The organism is Natronomonas sp., from assembly GCF_036625485.1.
Lineage (GTDB): Archaea > Halobacteriota > Halobacteria > Halobacteriales > Haloarculaceae > Natronomonas.
Map to the genome: position 1 here is coordinate 1 of NZ_JAZKTR010000030.1, position 20,364 is coordinate 20,364.

Annotated in this window: 20 protein-coding genes, 1 tRNA gene and 1 pseudogene; 11 read left to right on the forward strand and 11 right to left on the reverse strand. The window is 65.6% G+C overall.

Annotation, left to right across the window (positions count from 1 at the left end):
- A pseudogene (locus V5A53_RS04885) lies at positions 1-254 on the reverse strand (hypothetical protein); the annotation flags it as partial.
- 90 nt (positions 255-344) lie between these two features.
- The gene (locus V5A53_RS04890) at positions 345-1,067 is read right to left on the reverse strand and encodes a DICT sensory domain-containing protein (RefSeq protein WP_332312455.1); all 723 of its coding nucleotides are present in this window, start codon (positions 1,065-1,067) and stop codon (positions 345-347) included.
- Positions 1,068-1,319: 252 nt separating this feature from the next.
- On the opposite strand from V5A53_RS04890, the gene V5A53_RS04895 reads away from it, so the two are divergent.
- Both V5A53_RS04895 and V5A53_RS04900 read left to right on the forward strand, forming a co-directional pair.
- Positions 1,320-3,209, forward strand: a complete 1,890-nt coding sequence (locus tag V5A53_RS04895) for a 2-oxoacid:acceptor oxidoreductase subunit alpha (protein WP_332312456.1) — start codon at positions 1,320-1,322, stop codon at positions 3,207-3,209.
- A gap of 2 nt (positions 3,210-3,211) precedes the next feature.
- Positions 3,212-4,147 (forward strand): thiamine pyrophosphate-dependent enzyme, encoded by a 936-nt coding sequence (locus V5A53_RS04900; protein WP_332312457.1) that lies wholly within the window; start codon positions 3,212-3,214, stop codon positions 4,145-4,147.
- 60 nt (positions 4,148-4,207) lie between these two features.
- Here the strand turns inward: V5A53_RS04900 and V5A53_RS04905 are convergent, their stop codons facing one another.
- The 3 genes from V5A53_RS04905 to V5A53_RS04915 all read right to left on the reverse strand — a co-directional run bounded on the left by V5A53_RS04905 (position 4,208) and on the right by V5A53_RS04915 (position 7,172).
- A complete protein-coding gene (locus tag V5A53_RS04905) occupies positions 4,208-4,855 on the reverse strand; it encodes a dolichyl-phosphate hexose transferase (protein WP_442928575.1) in 648 nt (215 codons plus the stop codon).
- 173 nt (positions 4,856-5,028) lie between these two features.
- On the reverse strand, positions 5,029-6,630 hold the full coding sequence (locus V5A53_RS04910) for a GMC family oxidoreductase (protein WP_332312459.1): 1,602 nt from the start codon (positions 6,628-6,630) through the stop codon (positions 5,029-5,031).
- The gene (locus V5A53_RS04915; RefSeq protein WP_332312460.1) at positions 6,627-7,172 is read right to left on the reverse strand and encodes a gluconate 2-dehydrogenase subunit 3 family protein; all 546 of its coding nucleotides are present in this window, start codon (positions 7,170-7,172) and stop codon (positions 6,627-6,629) included. Before V5A53_RS04915 ends, V5A53_RS04910 begins: the two co-directional genes overlap by 4 nt.
- Positions 7,173-7,243: 71 nt before the next feature.
- Between V5A53_RS04915 and V5A53_RS04920 the strand changes: the two genes are divergently transcribed.
- The gene (locus tag V5A53_RS04920; protein ID WP_332312461.1) at positions 7,244-8,839 is read left to right on the forward strand and encodes an ABC transporter permease; all 1,596 of its coding nucleotides are present in this window, start codon (positions 7,244-7,246) and stop codon (positions 8,837-8,839) included.
- 27 nt (positions 8,840-8,866) lie between these two features.
- Here V5A53_RS04920 and V5A53_RS04925 read toward each other — a convergent pair whose 3' ends face one another.
- Together V5A53_RS04925 and V5A53_RS04930 are read right to left on the reverse strand one after the other, a co-directional pair.
- Positions 8,867-9,709: a class 1 fructose-bisphosphatase gene (locus tag V5A53_RS04925; protein ID WP_332312462.1), complete on the reverse strand. Its 843-nt coding sequence runs from the start codon at positions 9,707-9,709 to the stop codon at positions 8,867-8,869.
- Positions 9,706-10,503, reverse strand: coding sequence for a class I fructose-bisphosphate aldolase (locus V5A53_RS04930; RefSeq protein WP_332312463.1), 798 nt, complete (start codon positions 10,501-10,503; stop codon positions 9,706-9,708). Before V5A53_RS04930 ends, V5A53_RS04925 begins: the two co-directional genes overlap by 4 nt.
- Positions 10,504-10,763: 260 nt before the next feature.
- Here V5A53_RS04930 and V5A53_RS04935 point away from each other — a divergent pair, with 260 nt between their 5' ends.
- The 3 genes from V5A53_RS04935 (at position 10,764) to V5A53_RS04945 (ending at position 13,856) form a co-directional block, all read left to right on the forward strand.
- Positions 10,764-11,699, forward strand: a complete 936-nt coding sequence (locus V5A53_RS04935; protein ID WP_332312464.1) for an alpha/beta hydrolase — start codon at positions 10,764-10,766, stop codon at positions 11,697-11,699.
- 66 nt (positions 11,700-11,765) lie between these two features.
- Positions 11,766-12,626 (forward strand): 3-hydroxyacyl-CoA dehydrogenase family protein, encoded by an 861-nt coding sequence (locus tag V5A53_RS04940; protein ID WP_332312465.1) that lies wholly within the window; start codon positions 11,766-11,768, stop codon positions 12,624-12,626.
- 87 nt (positions 12,627-12,713) lie between these two features.
- Positions 12,714-13,856 (forward strand): acyl-CoA dehydrogenase, encoded by a 1,143-nt coding sequence (locus V5A53_RS04945; RefSeq protein WP_332312466.1) that lies wholly within the window; start codon positions 12,714-12,716, stop codon positions 13,854-13,856.
- On the opposite strand, the gene V5A53_RS04950 is transcribed toward V5A53_RS04945, so the two are convergent.
- Positions 13,853-14,122: a PadR family transcriptional regulator gene (locus tag V5A53_RS04950; RefSeq protein WP_332312467.1), complete on the reverse strand. Its 270-nt coding sequence runs from the start codon at positions 14,120-14,122 to the stop codon at positions 13,853-13,855. The two genes, V5A53_RS04945 and V5A53_RS04950, sit on opposite strands and share 4 nt — an antisense overlap.
- Positions 14,123-14,207: 85 nt before the next feature.
- Between V5A53_RS04950 and V5A53_RS04955 the strand changes: the two genes are divergently transcribed.
- From V5A53_RS04955 to V5A53_RS04970, 4 genes are all read left to right on the forward strand, one after another.
- Positions 14,208-14,477 carry a DUF7111 family protein gene (locus V5A53_RS04955; RefSeq protein ID WP_332312468.1) on the forward strand — a complete coding sequence of 90 codons (270 nt, stop codon included), beginning with the start codon at positions 14,208-14,210 and terminating at the stop codon, positions 14,475-14,477.
- 528 nt (positions 14,478-15,005) lie between these two features.
- A complete protein-coding gene (locus V5A53_RS04960) occupies positions 15,006-16,184 on the forward strand; it encodes a thiolase domain-containing protein (RefSeq protein WP_332312469.1) in 1,179 nt (392 codons plus the stop codon).
- Positions 16,181-16,564 (forward strand): Zn-ribbon domain-containing OB-fold protein, encoded by a 384-nt coding sequence (locus V5A53_RS04965; protein ID WP_332312470.1) that lies wholly within the window; start codon positions 16,181-16,183, stop codon positions 16,562-16,564. The genes V5A53_RS04960 and V5A53_RS04965 overlap by 4 nt, the downstream gene beginning before the upstream one ends.
- Positions 16,565-16,610: 46 nt before the next feature.
- Positions 16,611-17,648 carry a response regulator gene (locus V5A53_RS04970; protein ID WP_332312471.1) on the forward strand — a complete coding sequence of 346 codons (1,038 nt, stop codon included), beginning with the start codon at positions 16,611-16,613 and terminating at the stop codon, positions 17,646-17,648.
- Here V5A53_RS04970 and V5A53_RS04975 read toward each other — a convergent pair.
- The 3 genes from V5A53_RS04975 to V5A53_RS04985 are packed head-to-tail and all read right to left on the reverse strand — an operon-like array spanning position 17,645 to position 20,066.
- A complete protein-coding gene (locus V5A53_RS04975) occupies positions 17,645-18,550 on the reverse strand; it encodes an alpha/beta fold hydrolase (protein WP_332312472.1) in 906 nt (301 codons plus the stop codon). The two genes, V5A53_RS04970 and V5A53_RS04975, sit on opposite strands and share 4 nt — an antisense overlap.
- A gap of 43 nt (positions 18,551-18,593) precedes the next feature.
- Positions 18,594-19,637 carry a methylmalonyl Co-A mutase-associated GTPase MeaB gene (gene meaB / locus V5A53_RS04980; protein WP_332312473.1) on the reverse strand — a complete coding sequence of 348 codons (1,044 nt, stop codon included), beginning with the start codon at positions 19,635-19,637 and terminating at the stop codon, positions 18,594-18,596.
- Entirely contained in the window at positions 19,638-20,066 is a 429-nt protein-coding gene (locus V5A53_RS04985) for a cobalamin B12-binding domain-containing protein (RefSeq protein ID WP_332312474.1), read from the reverse strand.
- A 187-nt stretch (positions 20,067-20,253) separates the two neighbouring features.
- On the opposite strand from V5A53_RS04985, the gene V5A53_RS04990 reads away from it, so the two are divergent.
- Positions 20,254-20,325: transfer RNA gene (locus tag V5A53_RS04990), tRNA-Ala, on the forward strand.
- Positions 20,326-20,364 lie beyond the last annotated feature (39 nt).

Consider the following 20,364-nt stretch of genomic DNA (forward strand, 5'->3'; position numbering starts at 1 on the left):
GCGGTCGTGACGCGCTGTTCGGCCTGGGCGTTGCCCACGTCGCTGCCGGAGTCGAGTTCGCCGCGGTTGACGACGCTCACCTCGAGGGTCGTCGTTTCGCCGGCGTCGACGCGGTTGTCGGCGATGGTCAGCGAGATGTCGGGCTCGCCGGTGATATTCGCGGCCGCGGGACCGGCGAGAAACGGGGCGAGAACGGAGACGAAAAGCGTCACTGAGAGGGCGATGGCGGCAAAACGAGCGGCGGATGGAGGCATACTACAACAATCCCTCGCCGAATATTTAAGAGTCCGCTTCATGCCGGTTGCGTTCCGTTACCGACCGGCTGCATCGCAGCGGTCGTTCCGTTACTGTTCGACGAGGCCGTAGGTGGATTTGAGGTGGTCGATGATCCAGTCGACCGTGTCGGGGTCGTACGTCCAGAAGCCGTAGAACGACCGGGGCTCCCGTTCTTCGGCCAGCAGGGCACACTTGTTGACGTCGATGCCGGCGCCGTCGTAGACGACGAACCACGACCGCTCGATCTCGTCGGAGCGTTCGACGTGAATCGTGAGGTCGGTGTCGTGTTTCGGCACGTCGGTATCGGGGATGGCGTAGGCGTAGACGTCGAGTGTGCCCTTCTCGGCCAGTTGCTCGTAGATGTCCATCTGGTCTTCGAGGATCGAGAGCTTCTGGAAGCCGGAGTGGAGCGAGCCCTTGCCGAGGCGCCACGCGCGGTCCTCGATCTCCCGCGAGGCGGCGACCATCTGCCCGATGTCGTAGGAGGTGAACATCGTCTCGTCGAGATAATCAAGGATGGGCCGGTAGGCGTTCTCGGCGAAATCGGGGTCGTTCTCGTCGGACTCGGGGCCGCGAATATCGTCGAGGCTGGCGGCGGTGACGAACTCGCCGTCCTCCGAGAGCACGGCGAAGGCGTTCGGTTTGCCGCTCGGCGTCCGCTCGGCGGTCACCGAGAGGTTCCGGTCGTGAAATTGCTCGCGAAGGGCAGCGACGTCCTCGTCGTCGCCGTTGAAGATGGTCAGCGTCTTCTCGTGTTCCTCGACCCCCGCGATGAGTTCGGTGAGTGACATCCGCTTGTGGGTACACGCAAGTCATTGCACGTAATAAGCCTGTGCCACGACGGCCGCCGACGTGCCGACCGATCGCCGACGACGACACGCCGAAACCCACCGTATTCCTAACGTTTTAATGATACAAACCGCCCTTCAGCGGGCGTGTTTAAACACCTATATCATTATTAATCTATGCGAATATCTCACAAACGCTTTAGTCGGGGGAACCCGAAGTTCGGCCAAGGCGCCCGCCTGGGCGCAGTGATATCAATGACAGAGGAAATCGTCTGGCGAATCGCGGGTGGTTCCGGCGACGGAATCGACTCGACGAGCCAGAACTTCGCGAAAGCACTGATGCGGTCCGGTCTCGACGTATTCACCCACCGACACTATCCGTCGCGTATCCGCGGCGGCCACACCTACGTCGAGGTTCGGGCCGGCCCCGACGACGTCGCGTCTCGGGGCGACGGGTACAACTTCCTTCTGGCGCTGGGGGACTCCTTCGCCCGCAACCCCCAGGAGGACGCCTACTACGGCAACGAGGAGGCCAAACCGCTGGCGGAGAACCTCGACGAACTCCGCGAGGGCGGCATCATCGTCTACGACGAGGGGCTCATCGACCCCGAGGAGATTCCCGACTTCGAGGAACGGGTCGAGGAGAACGACTGGCACGTCTACCCGCTCGACCTTCGCGGGATGGCCCGCGAGAAGGGCCGCGAGGTGATGCGGAACACCGCCGGCGTCGGCGCGACGGCCGCGCTCCTCGATTACGACCTCGAACACGTCGAGGACCTCATGGCGGACGCCATGTCCGGCGAGGTGCTGGAGGCCAACCTCGAGATCCTGGAGGCCGCCCATCGGGAGGTCAAAGAGATGGACTTCACCCACGACCTCCGGATGCCGACGGGCGACCACGACGAACAGCAGGTCCTGCTTTCGGGCAGCAACGCCATCGCCTTCGGTGCGCTGGACGAAGGCTGTCGGTTCATATCCGGCTACCCGATGACGCCGTGGACGGAGGTGTTCACGCTGATGAGCAAGTACCTCCCGGAGGTCGGCGGCATCTCCGAGCAGGTCGAAGACGAGATCGCCGCGGCGGCGCTCGCGCTGGGCGCCTCTCACGCCGGCGCCAAGGCCATGTCCGGCTCTTCGGGCGGCGGGTTCGCCCTCATGTCCGAACCGCTCGGTCTCGCGGAGATGACCGAAACGCCGGTCGTCCTCATCGAGGCCATGCGCGCGGGACCGTCGACCGGGATGCCGACCAAACCCGAACAGAGCGACCTCGAACACGTCCTCTATACGAGTCAGGGCGATTCCTCGCGAGTCGTCTTCGCACCGGGCAACGTCATGGAGGCCTACGAGCAGACCCGTGAGGCGTTCCGTATCGCCTACGAGTACCAGCTCCCGGCCATCGTCCTCTACGACCAGAAGCTCTCCGGCGAACTGCGGAACGTCGACGAATCGTTCTTCGACCGCGAGCCGAACCCGGACCTCGGCGAGACGCTCACCGAGGAGGAACTCGCCGAGGCCGCCCACCACGCCTCCGGCAAGTTCCAGCGGTTCCAGCACGACCCGGACAACGACAAGGGCGTCTCGCCCCGCTCGATTCCGGGCCAGAAGGGCGGCAAGTTCCTCGCGACCGGCAACGAGCACACCCCCGAAGGCCACATCAGCGAGGACCCCGACAACCGCGTCGCCCAACTGGAGCGCCGCCTCGGCAAACTCGATTCCATCCGCGAGGAACTCGACGAGAATGAGGCCAGTCATCAGAGCTACCACGGCCCCGACGACGCCGACTACGGTATCGTCACCTTCGGCAGCCAGCAGGGCACCGTCGAGGAGGCCGTCGACCGGCTGAACGAGGCCAGCCACAGCGTCAAATCCCTCGGCGTCTCCGGCATCATGCCGCTGGCCGAGGCCGAGATCACCGAGTTCCTCGAATCGGTCGACGAGGCCCTCGTCGTCGAGATGACCGCCTCCGCGCAGTTCCGGGGCCTCATCCAGAAGGAGATCGGCCGGTTCGGCCCGAAGATGAACAGCCTCCTGAAGTACAACGGCAATCCCTTCGAACCCCACGAGATCGTCGAGGGGTTCGAGACCATCATCGAGGGGAGCGAACCCGCATCGACCACCCGGTTCGTCCCCGCGGCAGGTGACTGACCATGAGCGCATTCAACGCAATCGGAGCGGACCGCGAGGTAGAGCGCGACGAATTCACACCCGGCATCGAGCCACAGGCAACCTGGTGTCCCGGCTGTGGCGACTTCGGCGTCCTCAAGGCGCTGAAGGGCGCGATGGCCGACCTCGGGAAGGACCCCGAGGAGATCCTGCTCGTGACCGGCATCGGCTGTTCCGGGAAACTGAGCAGCTACTTCGACAGCTACGGGTTCCACACCATCCACGGTCGTGCCCTGCCCGTCGCACGGGCCGCCAAACTCGCCAACCCCGACCTCGAGGTCGTCGTGGCCGGCGGCGACGGCGACGGCTACGGTATCGGCGGCAACCACTTCATGCACACCGCCCGGGAGAACCACGACATCACCTACATCGTGTTCAACAACGAGATCTTCGGCCTGACGAAGGGCCAGACCTCCCCGACCAGCCCGAAGGGTCACAAGTCGAAGACCCAGCCGCACGGCTCCGCCAAGTCCCCGATTCGACCCCTGTCGACGGCGCTTACCTCGGGTGCCACCTACGTCGCCCGCACCGCCGCCGTCAACCCGAATCAGGCCCAGGAGATTCTCGTCGAAGCCATCGAGCACGACGGGTTCTCGCACATCGACTTCCTGACCCAGTGCCCGACGTGGAACAAGGACGCAAAGCAGTACGTCCCCTACATCGACGTCCAGCAGAACGACGACTACGAGTTCGACCTCGCGGACCGACGGGACGCCGCCGACATGATGCAGAACACCGAGGCAGCCCTCTACGAGGGCGAGGTGCTGACGGGACGGTTCTACCACGAGGCCGACCGGCCGTCGTACGGACAGGAGAAACGCTCCGTCGGCGAGATGCCCGACGAACCGCTGGCCGAACGGTACCACGACGACGACTACGAGTGGGAGCGGAGCTACGACCTGCTGGGCCCCCACAAATAGGCCGTCGAAACATCTAGTTTTCTGCGCTCGGTGATAAAAGAACGACGGAGACGCGTCCAGCTACCGGAACTGCTCTTCGAGGCCGACCTTCACGATGGATTTCGCGATAGCCAGTCCGCCCTCGATGGGGTCGAGTTTGGTCTCACCGAGGCGCTCGGCGTACTCGATGGGGTGTTCGCGGACGTCGTACCCGCGGGCCAGCGGGCGCATCAGCAGTTCCGCCGACAGGCCGGTGTTCTCGGTCCACTCGATGGACTGGACGACCTCCCGGCGATAGGCTCGCATCCCGGTGGTCGTGTCGTGGACGCGCTCGCCGAGCAGCACGCTCGCGATGACGGCGAAGGCGTGGTTGCCGAACCGGTTGAACGCGGGCATGGCGTCGGCGCCGTGATACAGACGGTCGCCGCTGACGACGTCGTAACCCTCGTTGATGTACTCGAGGAACTCGGGCAACTGCTCCATCGGGTAGGTGTCGTCGCAGTCGGTGGTGACGACGATGGGTCGGTCGGGAGTCAGAACGGCCTCCCGGACGGCGACACCGTAACCCTGCGGTTCCTGCCGGATGACCGTCGCGCCGTGTTCCTCGGCAACCTCGGGCGTTCGGTCCGAGGAGCCGTCGACACAGACGACTTCCGCCTTGCCGTCGGTGACCTCGTCGATATCGTTCAGCACCGTCTCGATGGCCTCTTCCTCGTTGTAGGTGCCCATGACGACCACGAGGTCGTCGAACGTGAACTCGTCGGTGTCCGCGTCGGCTTCAGTATCAACGTTGTCGGCGGCCGCGGCGCCGTTTTTCGTCACGTCTCCGCTCTGGGTCTGACTCATTGACTCGGCATTCCGACCACACGCACTTGAATTTTTAGGTTTGCCTAAAACAGCAGTCAGAGCGACGCTTCGATGCTATCGGCGGCTTTCAGCGCGAGGGCGGCGATGGTCAGCGTCGGGTTCATCGCACCGCCGGTCGGGAAGACCGACGAGGACGCGATCCAGCAGTTATCGAGGTCGTGGGTCCGGAGGGTCGCGTCGACGACGCCCTCCGAGGGGTCCGCGCTCATCCGGGTCGTGCCCATGTGGTGGTAGGCGGGGCCGGTCTCCTCAGGGCCGACGGTCCACTCGATTTCGGCGCCGAGAGTCTCCAGAATCCCGTGCTGGATGTCGTTGACGCGTTCGATGGTCCGAAGCGCGCGGTCGCCGACGTTCCAGTGGACGTCCGGCACAGGGTTCCCGAGGTCGTCGGTGCGGTCGGGGTCGAGTCCGATATAACTGTCCTCGCGCGGCAGTTGCTCGACCAGTGCGCCGACGGCGACGTGGTTGCCGTAGCCCTCCCGGAGGCGCCCGAGCAGTTCGTCGCCCCAGTCGTCGCCCGACAGCGCCATCTCGACGGGCGAGGGACCGGCGTAGTTGAAGAACTCCAGTTTGAACGGGGCGAACTCCTCGTCGGCGTCGTCGTAGAACTGGTGGCTCTCGCTGGTGAGGAAGCCGACGTGGTTCTGCCGCGTGGGTTCGTCGAGGCGGCCGCCGGCGCCCGCGAAGAGGTGGTCCATGAAGTACCGACCGACGAGGCCGCTGGAATTGGCGAGGCCGTCGGGATAGTGGTCCGATTCCGAGAGGAGGAGCAGTCGCGGGATTTCGACGCCGCCAGCCGCGAGGACGAAGGCGTCGGCCTCCTGTCGGTGTTCGTCCCCGTCGGGCGTGACGTAGACGGCCGCCTCGACTTGGTTGGGGCCGTGTTCGAGTTCCGTCACTCGCGCGCGGTCGATGACGCGAGCGCCCTGCGCTTCGGCCGATTCGGCGTGGACCGTGCCGTCGTACTTCGCACCGGAGGGACAGACCGGCTGGCAGGTCCCGTAGCCGACGCACTCGCTGCGGCCGTCGTAGGACTCGGAGTTGCGGGCGTTCGGCACCGGATGCATCGCGATTCCGAGTTCGTCGCAGGCCGCCGCGAACAGCGAGTCGCTGTAGGAGGGCGGAAAGGCCGGCATGGGATGGGGTTCCTCCCGCGGCGGGCCGAAGGGGATATCGGCCCCGGAGACGCCGAGTTCGGCCTCGGCGTCGGCATAGTACGGTCGCAGGTCGGCGTACTCGATGGGCCAGTCTGGGCCGGCGCCGCGTTCGCTCCCGGAGTTGAAGTCCGCCTCGTGGAGGCGCATGACCATCCCCTGCCAGTGGAGGGTCGACCCGCCGATTCCCTTCACGCGGGCGTGGTTCAGCGGATAGAACCACTCGCCGGTGGCCGAATAGGCGTCGCGTTCGGGGTCGCCATCCCAGACGTCGGGCCGGTCGTAGTACGGGCGAATCGCCCGTTCCTGTCGGCGAATGCGTTCCGACGGGTCGAACCGCGGTCCTGCATCGAGGACGACGACCCGGTGACCGGCACTGGCGAGGCGGTCCGCGACCAAGGACCCGGCCGGTCCTGCCCCGACGATACACACGTCCGCCTCGGCGACCGGCGTGCGGTCGTCTGTCGGCGCCGCACCGTTCATCGCTGTGGCCCCCGCTGATAGCTGTCGGTGCCGCCGGGGTGGCCCTGCGGGTTCTCGATGCCGACCAACTCCCCGCCTTTCGGCGACGAATACAGCGCCAACAGGAGTTCGTTGACGACGTAATACCGGATCTGCTCGGCGGTCGTCCCGTCAGGAACCTCGTCGGCGACGTCGGCGCCGATCTCTCTGAGCAGGCTATCGCGGGTGTCGACCGACAGGTCGACGAAGTGACTGTCGTACCACGACAGGGAATGGTCGTCGAGTTCCGCGACGGCCGCCCGTAGCCCTTCGGCGTGTGCCGAGTCGTCGAGGCGGCCATCCGAGAACCGCCGGACGAACGCCTCGATTCCGTCGACGTCCGAGGGATAGACCACTTCGGCGGCCGCGACGAGCGTCTCCCGGACGCGCTCGTCGTCGATGGCCTCGTCGCCGTCGCCGTCATCCGCACCCTCCCGCCGCGAGAGGTGGTAGCCGCCAGCCGCCGCGCTCCCGACACCGAGTGCCGCAAGCGCCGCGACCGCGTCCCGACGGGTCAGCTCCATACCGTTCTTAGGTAAACCTAAAACCTTATACTCGGCGGACCGCGATTCACGAGATGTGATGGTGAATAGCCGTGGGTAGTCCGCTTCTCGGTCGCCTCAGCGAGGACGGCGAGTGGTCGTTCAGCCTCGCGGTTCTCGCCGGCATCGTCGCCGCGTGTGTCGTCCTCCCCCTGACGTGGCTGTTCGTCGAAGCCGCCTCCATCGACCCCGACCGCGCGTCGTCGCTGCTCTTCCGGCAGGCGACCCTCGATATCATCATCAACAGCCTGCTCTTGATGACGCTCGTCACCGTCTTCTCGATACTGCTGGGCGTCCCGCTGGCGTATCTCACCACCCGAACCGACCTCCCGTTCCGGCGCTTCTGGTCGGTCGCCGTCGCCCTGCCGCTGGTCGTGCCGAGCTATCTCGGCGCGTTCGCGTTCGTCTCGGCGTTCGGCCCCCGCGGGGAGTTCCACGACCTGCTCGCGCCGCTCGGCATCCAGCGTCTGCCCGAGATCTACGGCTTCCCGGGCACGACGCTCGTCATCACGCTGTATACGTTCCCCTACGTCTACCTGACGACCCGCGGCGCGCTGCTGTCTTTCGATACCCGACTGGTCGACGCCGCCCGCACCCTCAACCACGACCGCTGGAAGGCGTTCAAGCGCGTGACCCTCCCGCATCTCCGGCCCGCCATCGCCGCCGGCGCGCTGCTGTCGGCGCTGTATGCGGTCTCCGATTTCGGGACGCCCTCGATCATGCGATTGCCCGTCTTCACCCGCCAGATATACGTCGAGTACAACGCCTTCGGCGGCGAGTACGCCGCATTGCTTTCCTTGCAGTTGCTCGCGGTCGTCCTCGCCGTCCTCGCCCTCGAACGATGGGTCCGTCCCGGCGAGGACGTCCACGGCTCCGGCACCAGTCGCGCCGAGGACGCGCCGGTCCGTCTCGGCAAGTGGCGCTGGCCCGCGATGGCGTTGCCCGCCGCGGTCGTCGTCCTCGCGTTGGTCGTCCCGCTGTGGATCTTCGGCATGTGGCTCGTCACCGCCGAAGGGGGTCGCCCCTCGCTGGCCTTCGAGTGGAGTTACGCCGTCAACTCCGTCGCGGTCGCCGCAGCAGCCGCGCTCGTGGCCGCCGTGGCGTCCCTACCGGTCGCCTACTACGCCGCCCGGAGCGACTCCGTCGTGGCGACGCTCTTCGAGCGGGCGACCTACGTCGGCTTCGCCGTCCCCGGTATCGTCCTCGCGCTCGCGTTGGTCTACTTCGGCAGCGGGCTCGTCCCGTGGCTCTACCAGACGCTCCCGCTGCTCGTGTTCGCCTACGTCGTCCGGTTCATGCCCCAGTCGGTCGGCGCCGTCCGAACCTCGACCCTCCAGACCGACCCCCGGCTCTTCGAGGCCGCCCAGACGCTCGGGGAATCCTCCTTCGGTGCCTTCAGACGGGTCATCCTCCCGCTTATCGCCCCCGGCGTCGTCGCCGGGGCCGCCCTGGTCTTCCTGACGACGATGAAGGAGTTGCCCCTCACGCTCGTGCTCCGGCCGACCGGCTTCGAGACGCTGGTGACCCAGATATGGCGCGCCCAGGAGGCCGCCTACTTCCAGTACGCCGCCGTCCCCGCGCTCGTGCTCATCGTCGTCTCGGGGCTGTCGCTCGTCGTCTTGCTCTCGCAGGAAGGCAACGAGTACTGAAAACGGGTAGCCGACGAAGCTCCCCGACTACAGCGCGTCTTCCAGCCGGTCGACGTACTCGTCGTTGCCGACGAAAAGCGGCGTCCGTTCGTGAAGCCGCTCCGGCTCACAGTCCAACAGCGACCGCTCGCCGTTCGAAGAAGCTCCGCCCGCCGACTCGACGATGTAGGCGATGGGATGGCCCTCGAAGAGCAGTCGGAGCTTTCCTTCCGGGCGGTCCTGCAGGCCGGGATAGCCGAAGACCCCGCCGTAGGTCAGCACCTGATTCACGTCGCCGATCATCGCCCCGCCGTAGCGGAGTTTGAGCTCTTCTTCGACCGACTCGACGTAGGCCGCGAAGTCGTCGGTCCAGTTCGGAACCCGCCCGCCGAAGCCGTAGACGGTCGGGTCCGTCGGGAGCGTCAGGTCCTCGGTGACGGTCTCGCGGTCGCCCTCGCCGTCGATGACGTACTCGGTCACGTCGCCATCGCGGGCGACGACCATCGTCGTGATGGGGCCGTACAGCACGAATCCGGCGGCGACGAGGTCACGGCCGGCGGTCGGCAGGGGTTCATCGTAGACGCCGAAGAGCGTCCCCATCGTGTTGTTCGACTTCAGGTTCGAGGAGCCATCGAGGGGGTCCGCGGCGACGTGGAGATGGCCGTCGTCCTCGATTACCAGGTCGCGTTCCTCGCTGGCGTAACTGCCGATCGGATCGATGTTCAGCAGCCGCTCTTCGAGCAGTTCGTCGGCGTAGACGTCCGCCGCGAGTTGCTGCTCGCCGGAGGGGTTCTCGCCGCTGTCGTAGACGCGCCGGCCCACAAGCCCGCCGCGGACGTCGGGCGCGGTCGAAGCGACGACGTCGAGTATCGCGTCGATGGGGTCGCTCATCGCTCGGCCGCTTCGAGGGCCTCGTCGACGCTGGTCTCCTCGAAGATAACGTTCTCGAGGGCGTCGAGGATGCGCGTCGGGTCCTCACGCTGCCAGACGTTGCGGCCGACAGCGAGGCCCTTCCCGCCGGCGTCGATGGTCTGCTTGACCGATTCGAGGAACTCGCGGTCGGTCGTCTTCGAGCCGCCGGACATGACGACCTTCGTCTTGCCGGCCATCCGGACGGCGTCTTCCATCGCATCCCGGCTACCCGGGTGCTTGACCTTCGCCACGTCCGCGCCGAGTTCGAGGGCGAGGCGCGCCGCATAGGAGATGGTCGAGGGCTTGGTGTCGTTCTTGAGACCTTGCCCGCGCGGATAGGACCACATGACGGTGGGCAGGCCGTGGTCGCGTGCGGCTTCCTGTGCGTCGCGGAACTCCTCGGCCATCTCGACCTCGTTGTTCGAGCCGCCGTACAGCGTGAAGCCGACCGAGGAGGCGCCGACCTCCGCGGCGTACTCGACGGAGCAGTTGACGGCCGAATCGGGTTCGCCCATCCAGAGGTTCGACGTGCCGTTGAGTTTCATCAACAGGTCGACGTCCTCCTCGTAGCTGGGGTAGTAGGCCTCGGCGATGCCCTTCTGGACTGCGACGGAGGTAACGGCGTCGTGGGTCGCCGCCTCGAAGGTCCGTTCGGGGTCGGCACTCTCGGGAACGCCTCGGAAGTCGACCGGGCCGTGTTCCAGGCCGTGGTCGTAGGCGAGGATGAGTATTTTCCCGTCACGGCAGAGCGGCGTATCGTCGATGGGAATCATGTATCAGAACGTGCGACGAGATGGACAAAGAAGATTCTGGTATGGGGGGCGCGAGCATCAGCGAGCGCCCCGGTACGTGCGAACGGCGACCAACGGGAGCCGTGAGCAGTGGGGGACTCGATCGTAAGGAGAGTCCCCGAGAGGTGAGCGGGGAGTGAAGCGACCCGCGAGTCGCGAGGCGCGGGTGACGAGGGTGACCAACAGGAGCCGTGAGTAGCGAGCGCCCTGAACGTTTAGTCGGCCGGCGCCGATACCGGGGTATGGCGCTCGATGCACACGAGGTCGAGGCGGCCGACGGAACGCGAATCCGGCTGTGGGAGGTTCCACGGGACGATACGGACACAGCCACCCTGTTCGTCCACGGGGCGACCTATCCCAGCCTCGCCGCGTTCGGCCCGCCAGACAATTCGGATTCGTGGCTGTCTTGCGCCACCGAGAACGGAACCATGGCCTTCGCCGTCGACCTGCGCGGCTACGGCGACAGCGAGCGCCCGGCCGGATTCGATACCGATTCTACCGATTCGGAGGCCGTGCCCTCACGCGCGGCAGCCGCCGCAACGGACGTCGAAGCGGCTCTCGACCGCATCCGCGAACGCTTCGAGCGCGTCCATCTGGTGGGCTATTCGTGGGGCTCGATCGTCTGCGGACGGTACCTGGCGAGTAGTGGTGATTCGGTCGCCTCGCTGACGCAGTTCGCACCCGTTTACCGGCCAGCAGCCGAGAAGGCAGCGCGGTGGGCGCCCGACGAACCACCGAGTCCCGTGCGGTTGGTCACACGCACGGAAGCCCGCGAGCGCTGGGACCGGCAGTTCCCCGACGAGGACGACCCCTTACAGTATCGCCCCGACGGAGCCTTCGAGGCGTTCTGGGACGCGCTCGCGGATTCGGGACAGTCCGTTTCCAACGCCGACGTACCGACGATTGCGGCGCCGAACGGCACGTTATTCGACCTCGTCGCGGCCGCGAACGGCGACCCGGTCTACGATGCTGCAGACATCTCGGTCCCGACGCTGATCGTCCGGGGGTCGCTGGACCCGACGGCCACCCGCGAGGACGCACTCACTCTCTACGACGAACTGGGCTGTGGCGACGACCGGGAATACACCGAAATCGCCGGCGGGACGCATTTCCTCCCTCTGGAGCGGCGGCGCGGGGCGCTTTTCGATGTGGTGTCGGGCTTCCAGAAACGGAGTTGAACCGACCCAGCCAGTGCCCGACGAAACGTCGATAGTATTACTCCCCGCCGGGTTCTGGGTTGCCGCATGCGCGACATCGAGACTATCGAGACGGTTGGCGTCGTCGGCGCGGGAACGATGGGCAGCGGCATCGCTCAGGTATCCGCCGTGTCCGGCTACGACGTCGTGATGCGTGATATCGAACCGGAGTTCGTCGAGAACGGGCTCGACACCATCGACGGCAGCCTCTCGAAGTTCGTCGACAAAGAACAGATAACCCAGGACGAGGCCGACGCGGCCCGCGAGCGAATCGAGGGGACGACCGACCTCGCGGACCTCGCCGACTGCGATATCGTCATCGAGGCGGCCGTCGAGAAGATGGACATCAAGCAGGACATCTTCGCTGATCTCGACGAGGTGACCGACGACGAGGCAGTGTTAGCGACCAACACCTCCACGCTGTCGATAACGACCATCGCCTCCGCGACCGACCGTCCGGAGCAGGTGGTCGGCATTCACTTCATGAACCCCGTCCAACTGATGGAGGGCGTCGAGATCGTCGTCGGGGAGAAGACCGACCCCGGCGTCGTCGAGTTGGCCCACGACTTCTCGGAGGCGCTCGACAAGACGACGTGGGAATCCGACGACAAGCCCGGGTTCGTCTCGAACCGCATCCTGATGCCGTGGATCAACGAGGGCGTTCGGGCCTTCGACGAGGGCGTGGCGACCAAGGAGGACATCGACCGCGGGATGAAACTCGGCACGAACGTGCCGATGGGGCCGCTCGAACTGGCCGACCACATCGGACTGGACGTCTGTCTGGACGCGACCCAGACGCTCCACGAGGAGTTGGGCGACCGCTACAAGCCGGCCTACCTGCTCAAGCGGAAGGTCGATGCCGGTGACCTCGGCAAGAAGACGGGACAGGGCTTCTACGAATACGACTGATCGCCCTATCGGCCACTCGATCTTTACAGAACCGGTTGGGATGGCGGAGAGAGGAAAGGTAAAGTGCGGAGCGTCGAACTCAAAGGTATGGACTTCAGTCTCACGGCCGAACAGAAACAGATCAAGGAGATGGTCGCCGACTTCGTCGACGAGGAGGTCGTTCCCATCGCCGACGAAATCGATAAAAACGACGAGTTCCCGTGGGACCTCGTCGAGGAACTGGCCGACCTCGACCTGATGGGTATGCCGTTCCCCGAGGAGTACGGCGGTGCCGGCCTCGATTATCACGCCTACCCCGCCGCCCTCGAAGAGATCTCGCGTGGCTCCGGTGGCCTCGGGACCATCGTCGCCGCCCACATCTCGCTGGCCGGCAACATGGTCTACGAGTTCGGTGACGAAGCACAGAAAGAGGAGTACCTCACGCCGCTCGCACAGGGCGAGGACATCGGCGCCTTCGCGCTCTCGGAACCCGGCGCCGGCAGCGACGTCCCCGCCATGGAGACGACCGCAGAGAAGGCCGGCGACGAGTACGTCATCAACGGCGGCAAGCTCTGGATCTCCAACGGCTCCGTGGCCGACACCGTCACGGTCTTCGCCAAGACCGACCCCGACGCCGGCAACAAGGGCATCTCCTCGTTCATCGTCCGGCCCGAAGAGGACGACGGCTTCATCGTCGAAGGCACCGAGGACAAACTCGGCGACAAGGGCTGTCCCACGGCCGAACTCCGCTTCGACAACCTCACCATTCCCGAATCCCGCCGTCTCGGTGAGGAGGGCCGCGGCTTCGTCCACGCGCTGAAGACGCTCAACGGCGGCCGCATCACCATCGCCGCCCGCTCTATCGGTATCGCGCAGGCTTCCCTCGATGCGGCCCTCGGTTACGCGCAGGACCGCGAGCAGTTCGACCAGCCTATCTCGGATTTCCAGGCCATCCAGCACAAACTCGCCGACATGGACACCAAGACGCGCGCGGCCCGTCTGCTCATGCACTCGGCCGCAGACAAGAAGATGGACGGCGACTACTTCGCCAAGGAGGCCGCACAGGCCAAACTCTACGCCTCCGAAGTCTCCCGTGAAGTCGCCAACGAGGGCATCCAGATCCACGGCGGCTACGGCTACACCAAGGACTTCCCCGCCGAACGGTTCTACCGCGACGCCAAACTCAACGAGATCTACGAGGGGACCAGCGAGGTGCTGCGGAACACCATCGCCAACGAATTACTGAATTAGTCGAGTCGCTCTTTCATCCATTCGAACTGCGTTTCGACCGACTTCGCGCCCGCGTCGGTCAGCGAGTAGACGTCCTCCAGTCCTTCGACGTGCTTTTCGACGTAGCCGTTCTTCTCCAGCGAATCCAGCGCGCCGTAGAAGCGGTCCGGCTTCACTCGGCGGTCGTAGCGCGCTTCGAGGTCCGATTTCAGCGACTGGGCGCGGCGCTCCCCACCGTACAGCAGAACACAGATATCGCGGCGAAGGCCGCTCGTGAGCCACTCCATACCCCTGCTTCGGCGGCCGCCTCAAAAAGCCCATCCGTCGGCCGCGACCGGTAGTTTGGCATACGACGCGACCCTAGCCGTCGGTATGTCAACCGCCGAGGCCGACGGAATCTCCGCCCGCTACCGGGAAACCGACGAGGAACGCCTGCTCGAATTCGAGACCGACGGCCGCACCGCCGCCATCGCCCAGAACATCGAGGGCTATGCCATGCTCAAGGTCCGGCCGAGCGCCGACGCCGACGAACTGGAACGGTACTACGGCTTCGACATGGCACTGGACCACGCCGCCGAACTCCTCGCCGTCTCCCCCAACGACCTGCCGATTCCCGAGGCTGCCGAAGATATGGGGATGTAGGAACCCCCACTTTTTGTACGGGCCGGCTCCGCCGTCTGCTCGCGGGCCGCAGGCCCGCTCGCATGATCCGAGGGACCTCCGGTCCCTCGCTACCCGACAAAAACAGGGGAAAAATATGCGCGCTGCGTGGCGGCTTCGCCGTGGTCCGAGAGAGCGTAGCTCTTTCGTCATCACGAAAGGCGCTTCGCGCCTTTCGAACGACCACGTCCATGCGGTTGCGGGCGAAGCCCGCAACCCGGTCCTCCTTTCGGCGCCCTTCGGGCCCCTCCAGTCCGTGCGCGCTACGGCGCCTCCCTTGTGGCTCACGGCTCACTTCGTTCGCCGTTCGCCTTTTCGAGACGCTCCCTTCAGTCGCGTCTCGCTACCGGTCGGCGCCGGGACCCGCGCTCGCTTCGCTCGTACGGATGCCCGTCGTGTTTTCCCGATTCGTCGAAACGAAGACCACAGAAGTCCGAGTCGTGAATCATATTTATACCCCCTCTTGCCGCGTCCGATAGTCCGTTAAGTCCCAATAACGGATTTGGGTGCATGGCAACCGTACGCATCGCAGGGACGGGGCTAACCCCGTTCGGCGAACACTCCGGGCGGACGGGGCGTGACCTCTTCGCCGAGGCCGGCCTCACGGCGCTGGACGACGCCGGCGTCGACCCCGATGACGTCGAACACCTGTTCTACGGGAATTTCATGGGCGAGTTGGCAGAACACCAGGGCCATCAGGGACCGTTGATGGCCGAAGCGATGGGCGTACAAGCGCCGGCCACGCGACTCGAAGCGGCGTGTGCCTCCAGCGGCGTCGCCGTTCGCGAAGGCGTCAAAGCCATCCGCAACGGTGAGGCCGACGTCGTGGTAGTCGGCGGCGCCGAGCGGATGACCGACATGGGAACCACGGGCGCGACCGACGGCCTCTCGATCGCCGCGGACGACCTCTTCGAGATCAAAGCCGGCATCACCTTCCCCGGCGCCTACGCGCTGATGGCCTCCGCCTACATGCGCGACCACGACGCCGACCCCGACGACCTCGCACACATCGCTGTCAAGAACCACGACAACGCCCTCGAAAACGACAAGGCACACTTCCAGAAGGCCATCACCGTCGAGGACGCCGTCGAGGCCCCCCGGGTGGCGACCCCGCTCGGCCTCTACGACGCCTGTCCGATCTCCGATGGGGCCTCAGCCGTCGTGCTGACCAGCGAGGAATACGCCGCCGAACACGACCTCGACGCGCCGATTACGGTGACCGGGTCGGGACAGGGCGGCGACCACCTCGCCCTACAGGAGCGGGAGACCCTCTGGAAGACCCCGGCCGCCGAGGAAGCCGCCGCCGAGGCCTACGCCGAGGCGGACATCGACGCCGACGACGTCGATTGCGCCGAAGTCCACGATTGCTTCACCATCGCCGAAGTGCTGGCGACCGAATCCCTCGGGTTCTTCGAGCCCGGTGAGGGGCTCGCTGCCGCGAAGAACGGCGAGACGACCCGGGACGGCGCCCTGCCGATCAACCTCTCGGGCGGGCTGAAGGCGAAGGGTCACCCCGTCGGAGCGACCGGGGCCGCCCAGATTGCGGAACTTACCGGACTGCTCGCGGGCCACCACGCCCGGTCCGACGCGGTTCCGGACGCAAGCGTTGGCGTCGCGCACAACGCCGGAGGGACCGTGGCAACCGTGACGGTTCACGTCCTCGAACACGACGGAGGTGTGGGCCGATGAGCTTCGAGATGCGCCACGACGGCTACGACGACCTGTTGGACGCTATCGAGGAGGGCGACGGCTACTATCTCGCGTGTCCGAACGGTCACGGGACCGTGCCGCCACGGCGGGTCTGTCCCGACTGTGGCAGCCGGGAACTGACCGAACAGCCACTACCGGAATCCGGCGAGATCGTCGCCGCGACGACCATCTCCGTGTCTGGCCCACAGTTCGAGGCGGATACCCCCTACGTGACGGCCATCGCCGACTTCGGGGACGTGCGCCTGACGGGCTTCGTTCGAGGGACCGAGACGGAACCAGTTCCGGGAGACGCTGTGGTCATCGACATCGGCGAGACGGTGACCGAGAAGGACCGGGCGCTCGTCTTTCGATCCGACTGACTGAGTTGGTCGGAACCATTATCCCCGTTAGTAACGCTCTTGGATTATGGCGCGCCCTACCCGTCTTCTCATCGTCGACGACGATCCCTCCCTCGCCGACCTGATGGCGAGTCAACTCGGGGACCTTCGGGAGGAATTCTCCATTCGGGTCGAGACCGACCCCAACGACGCCCTCGATGCGATCGACGAGGAAGACATCGACTGCGTGTTGAGCGACTACCATATGCCCCAGATGAACGGTCTGGAGTTGCTCAGGTACGTCCGACAGATGAACCCGAGCATTCCGTTTATCCTGTTTACCGCACGCGGAAGCGAGGAGATCGCCAGCGACGCGGTCTCCGAGGGCGTCACCGACTACTTCCGGAAACGCCGGGGCGAAGAGCAGTGGCGCGTCCTCGCCAACCGTATCGAGAACGCCGCCGCCCGCTACCGCGCCGAACAGGCCGTACACCGACGGGAGGACGCCCTCCGCGAACTCACTCGGACGGTCATCGACAGCGTCTCGACGCCCGTCGATGAACTGCTCGAACTCGGTCGCGAAACCCTCGGCCTCGAATACGCCGCGTTCCTGCAGGTCGACGACGAGAGCGAACTGCTCGTCGAAAGCGTCGCCGAAGGCACCGACTTCGCGACCGGAAACCCGATTCCGCTTTCCGGAGCGCTCGCCGAGGTGGCCTTCGACGATGGCAGCGTGACGGCAGTCACGGCCGACGAGGCCGAGGATTCGGCCGGAGATCTGACCGACACCGATGGATTCCGGACCTACGTCGGCGCCCCCGTCTACGTCGGGGACCGCCGTTACGGCACGATCTGTTTCTGTGACCGGGACAGCCCCATCGAGTTCACCGCGTGGGAGCGCGCGTTCGTCGAACTGCTCGCCAATCTGCTCGGCCACGAACTCACCGACGAGTGGGCGCGTGACCAGAGCGAATCGGTCCGCTCGGCGAAGAGTCGACTCGACCGCGCCCGCGAAGCGCTCGATGAGGGCGACGAAGCGACGGCCCGCGCCGCGCTGGACGCCATCGAGGAACTGCTCGAACGCGACCCGCCGGCCTCGGTTCCCGTCTCGGTCGAACTCTCCTAGAACAGTTCCTCGACGAAGGCCTCGGGGTGTTCCGCGTGCGGCAACAGGTCCGCGTTATCGAAGACCACCAGCCGCGCGTTCGCCCCCTCGGCGAGTTCCCGACCCTCGGACAGCGGCGGGAGGTCCGCTTCGCGACCCCAGACGATGGTCGTCGGAACCCCGGCGTCCCGAATCGCCGCCGCGAGGTCGACCTCCGAATCGAGGAATCCACTGATAAAGGAGGCGGGAGCAAAGCGGGCGCCGGGTTGATGCGCCGTCAGCCAGTCGTAGTCGACCCACTCCTCGGTGATCGGCCCGTCGAAGGCGTGGTCCGCGAGGAAATACCGGATGGCCGGCTTCGAGACGAGCAGGTTGTAGAGCCCCTCACCGGCGACCGGCAGTCGGAACAGCGAGCGGAGCCACGCCCGTCGACCGGGAATCGTCGTCGCCGTCGGGCAGACGAAGACGAACGACTCGACGTCGAGTTCGTCGGCCGTCTCAGCGACGTAGGCCGCCGACAGCGACGAGGCAAGCACGGTCGGTTCGTCTGTCAGGTCCTCGACGAAATCCCGGATGAAGGTGGCATAAAGGGCGTCCGAATATAGCAACGGCGGTCGGTCCGAATGGCCGAATCCCGGCAGGTCCGGCGCCAGCACGTGATACTCATCGGAGAGCGCGTCGGCGACGTATCGGAACTCGTGGCTCGACCCCGCGGCGTTGATACCGTGAACCAGGAGTAGGTCCGGATCCGTCGGGTCGCCCGCTTCCGTGTAGGCGACGTCGAAGCCCCGCCATCGGTACGTCGAGAGGTCACGGCCCAGCGGCGTCGGCAGGTCCGTCTCGTCGCGAGCCACGAGTCGGTTACCCGCGACGGTTGCGCCGATTCCGAGGGCGGCCCCACCTAACAGTCGCTTCAGGGTCATAGCGATAGATGGGCGAGAACGGGCTTAGGGATACCGCCTGCGGCTATTCCTCGCGTCGGTCGCGGACGCACTCCTCCAGCGGTTCGATGAGTTCGTCGGCGACCGTGTACGGGTCCGTCTCCCGAGCGACGAGTTCGTCGACGTACTGCTCCAATCCGCCGCGGGCGTCGATCTCTTCGGCCAACAGTGACGCGGTATCCTCTCGGAGCAACGTCTGGATTTCCGCCGTGTACCGCTGCCGTTCCTGCGTTTCCAGTTCGCCGGTCTCGACGAGCCATTCGGCGTGCTCGGCAAGCGTCGCAAGGAACTCGTCGACGCCCTCGCCGGTCTTGGCGACCGTCTCGACGATGGCTGGCTCCCACCCGTCCTCGTCATCGTCCTCGGTATCGTCGTCGTCCGACGCAAGGGCTCCGGCACCGTGATGCCCCGCCATCGCGGCGGAGTCCTGCATGTGGACCATCTCCCGGAGTTCCTTGACGGTCCGGTCGGCGCCGTCCATGTCGGCCTTATTGACGACGAAGATGTCGGCGATTTCGAGGATGCCAGCCTTGAGCATCTGGACGTCGTCGCCCGACCCCGGCGGCACCAGCACCGCGACGGTGTCCGCCGTTTTGACGATCTCGATCTCGTTTTGCCCGGCACCGACCGTCTCGACGATGATCTTGTCCTTCCCGAAGGCGTCCAGCGCCTTCACCGCGTCCGTCGTCGCCGTCGACAACCCACCGAGAGATCCCCGAGCGGACATCGACCGGAAGAACACGTCCATGTCGCCGCGATTCGAGGCCATCCGGATCCGGTCGCCGAGGACCGCCCCGCCGGTAAACGGCGAGGAAGGGTCGATGGCGATGACGCCGACCGTCTCGCCGCGGTCGCGGTACTCCGCGGCCATCTTGTCCACCAGCGTCGACTTGCCGGCGCCCGGCGAGCCAGTGATACCTATGACCTCCGCGTCGCCCGTATGCTCGTGAAGCTGGGAAACCAGGTCCCGATAGCCCGGCGAGCGGTTCTCGATCTTCGTGATGACACGCGCGAGCGCCCGGTGTTTCCCCGCCAGCAGCTCGTCGACGAGCGTCTCGTTGCCGCTCATCTATCGCTCTGGGGTGTTTTCGCGGACGAACTCGATGGTCTCTTCCATCGATGCGCCGGGACCGAAGATCTCGGCGACGCCCAACTCGTAGAGTTCCTCGCGGTCCTCGTCGGGAACGATACCGCCGACGAGGATGAGCGTGTCCTCGAACGCGTCGTACTCCTTGAGGCCGTCGATTATCTTCGGTACCAGCGTGTCGTGAGCGCCCGACAGAATCGAGATACCCAGTACGTCGACGTCCTCCTGAACGGCCGCCTGCACGATCTCGTCGGGGGATTTGTGGAGGCCCGAATAGATGACCTCGAATCCAGCATCCCGGAACGCCCGAGCGATAACGTGTGCCCCGCGGTCGTGACCGTCGAGGCCGACTTTGGCCACGAGACACCGGATCGTCCGCCCGTCACCATGCTCCTCCTGCTCTGTGCTCATATCACACACATTCACTGGGAGGTGTTTGACTCTAACGGAGTACCGCCCACCGTTCGCCGAATTTGTCCTATTCCAAGCGTAGTTGTGGACGCGTGTCGGGGAAGCTGAACCGTGTCGAAAGTACCCACGGCTGCCGTCGCTTCGATGGGTTTATGAGTTGCACCCCGATACAATCTGATGCGTTCGAGGGCTCGTAGATCAGTGGTAGATCATCCCCCTGGCACGGGGAAGGCCCCGGGTTCAAATCCCGGCGAGTCCATCACATAATTTTTATTATATTATCATTGTGCAGCCTCGT

Excerpts from the sequence above, each read along its gene's own strand:
- V5A53_RS04890 (WP_332312455.1), bottom strand. The coding sequence starts at position 1,067 with ATGTCACTCACCGAACTCATCGCGGGGGTCGAGGAACACGAGAAGACG.
- V5A53_RS04895 (WP_332312456.1), top strand. The coding sequence starts at position 1,320 with ATGACAGAGGAAATCGTCTGGCGAATCGCGGGTGGTTCCGGCGACGGA.
- V5A53_RS04900 (WP_332312457.1), top strand. The coding sequence starts at position 3,212 with ATGAGCGCATTCAACGCAATCGGAGCGGACCGCGAGGTAGAGCGCGAC.
- V5A53_RS04905 (WP_442928575.1), bottom strand. The coding sequence starts at position 4,855 with ATGGGCACCTACAACGAGGAAGAGGCCATCGAGACGGTGCTGAACGAT.
- V5A53_RS04910 (WP_332312459.1), bottom strand. The coding sequence starts at position 6,630 with ATGAACGGTGCGGCGCCGACAGACGACCGCACGCCGGTCGCCGAGGCG.
- V5A53_RS04915 (WP_332312460.1), bottom strand. The coding sequence starts at position 7,172 with ATGGAGCTGACCCGTCGGGACGCGGTCGCGGCGCTTGCGGCACTCGGT.
- V5A53_RS04925 (WP_332312462.1), bottom strand. The coding sequence starts at position 9,709 with ATGAGCGACCCCATCGACGCGATACTCGACGTCGTCGCTTCGACCGCG.
- V5A53_RS04930 (WP_332312463.1), bottom strand. The coding sequence starts at position 10,503 with ATGATTCCCATCGACGATACGCCGCTCTGCCGTGACGGGAAAATACTC.
- V5A53_RS04935 (WP_332312464.1), top strand. The coding sequence starts at position 10,764 with ATGGCGCTCGATGCACACGAGGTCGAGGCGGCCGACGGAACGCGAATC.
- V5A53_RS04940 (WP_332312465.1), top strand. The coding sequence starts at position 11,766 with ATGCGCGACATCGAGACTATCGAGACGGTTGGCGTCGTCGGCGCGGGA.
- V5A53_RS04945 (WP_332312466.1), top strand. The coding sequence starts at position 12,714 with ATGGACTTCAGTCTCACGGCCGAACAGAAACAGATCAAGGAGATGGTC.
- V5A53_RS04950 (WP_332312467.1), bottom strand. The coding sequence starts at position 14,122 with ATGGAGTGGCTCACGAGCGGCCTTCGCCGCGATATCTGTGTTCTGCTG.
- V5A53_RS04955 (WP_332312468.1), top strand. The coding sequence starts at position 14,208 with ATGTCAACCGCCGAGGCCGACGGAATCTCCGCCCGCTACCGGGAAACC.
- V5A53_RS04960 (WP_332312469.1), top strand. The coding sequence starts at position 15,006 with ATGGCAACCGTACGCATCGCAGGGACGGGGCTAACCCCGTTCGGCGAA.
- V5A53_RS04965 (WP_332312470.1), top strand. The coding sequence starts at position 16,181 with ATGAGCTTCGAGATGCGCCACGACGGCTACGACGACCTGTTGGACGCT.
- V5A53_RS04970 (WP_332312471.1), top strand. The coding sequence starts at position 16,611 with ATGGCGCGCCCTACCCGTCTTCTCATCGTCGACGACGATCCCTCCCTC.
- V5A53_RS04975 (WP_332312472.1), bottom strand. The coding sequence starts at position 18,550 with ATGACCCTGAAGCGACTGTTAGGTGGGGCCGCCCTCGGAATCGGCGCA.
- meaB (WP_332312473.1), bottom strand. The coding sequence starts at position 19,637 with ATGAGCGGCAACGAGACGCTCGTCGACGAGCTGCTGGCGGGGAAACAC.
- V5A53_RS04985 (WP_332312474.1), bottom strand. The coding sequence starts at position 20,066 with ATGAGCACAGAGCAGGAGGAGCATGGTGACGGGCGGACGATCCGGTGT.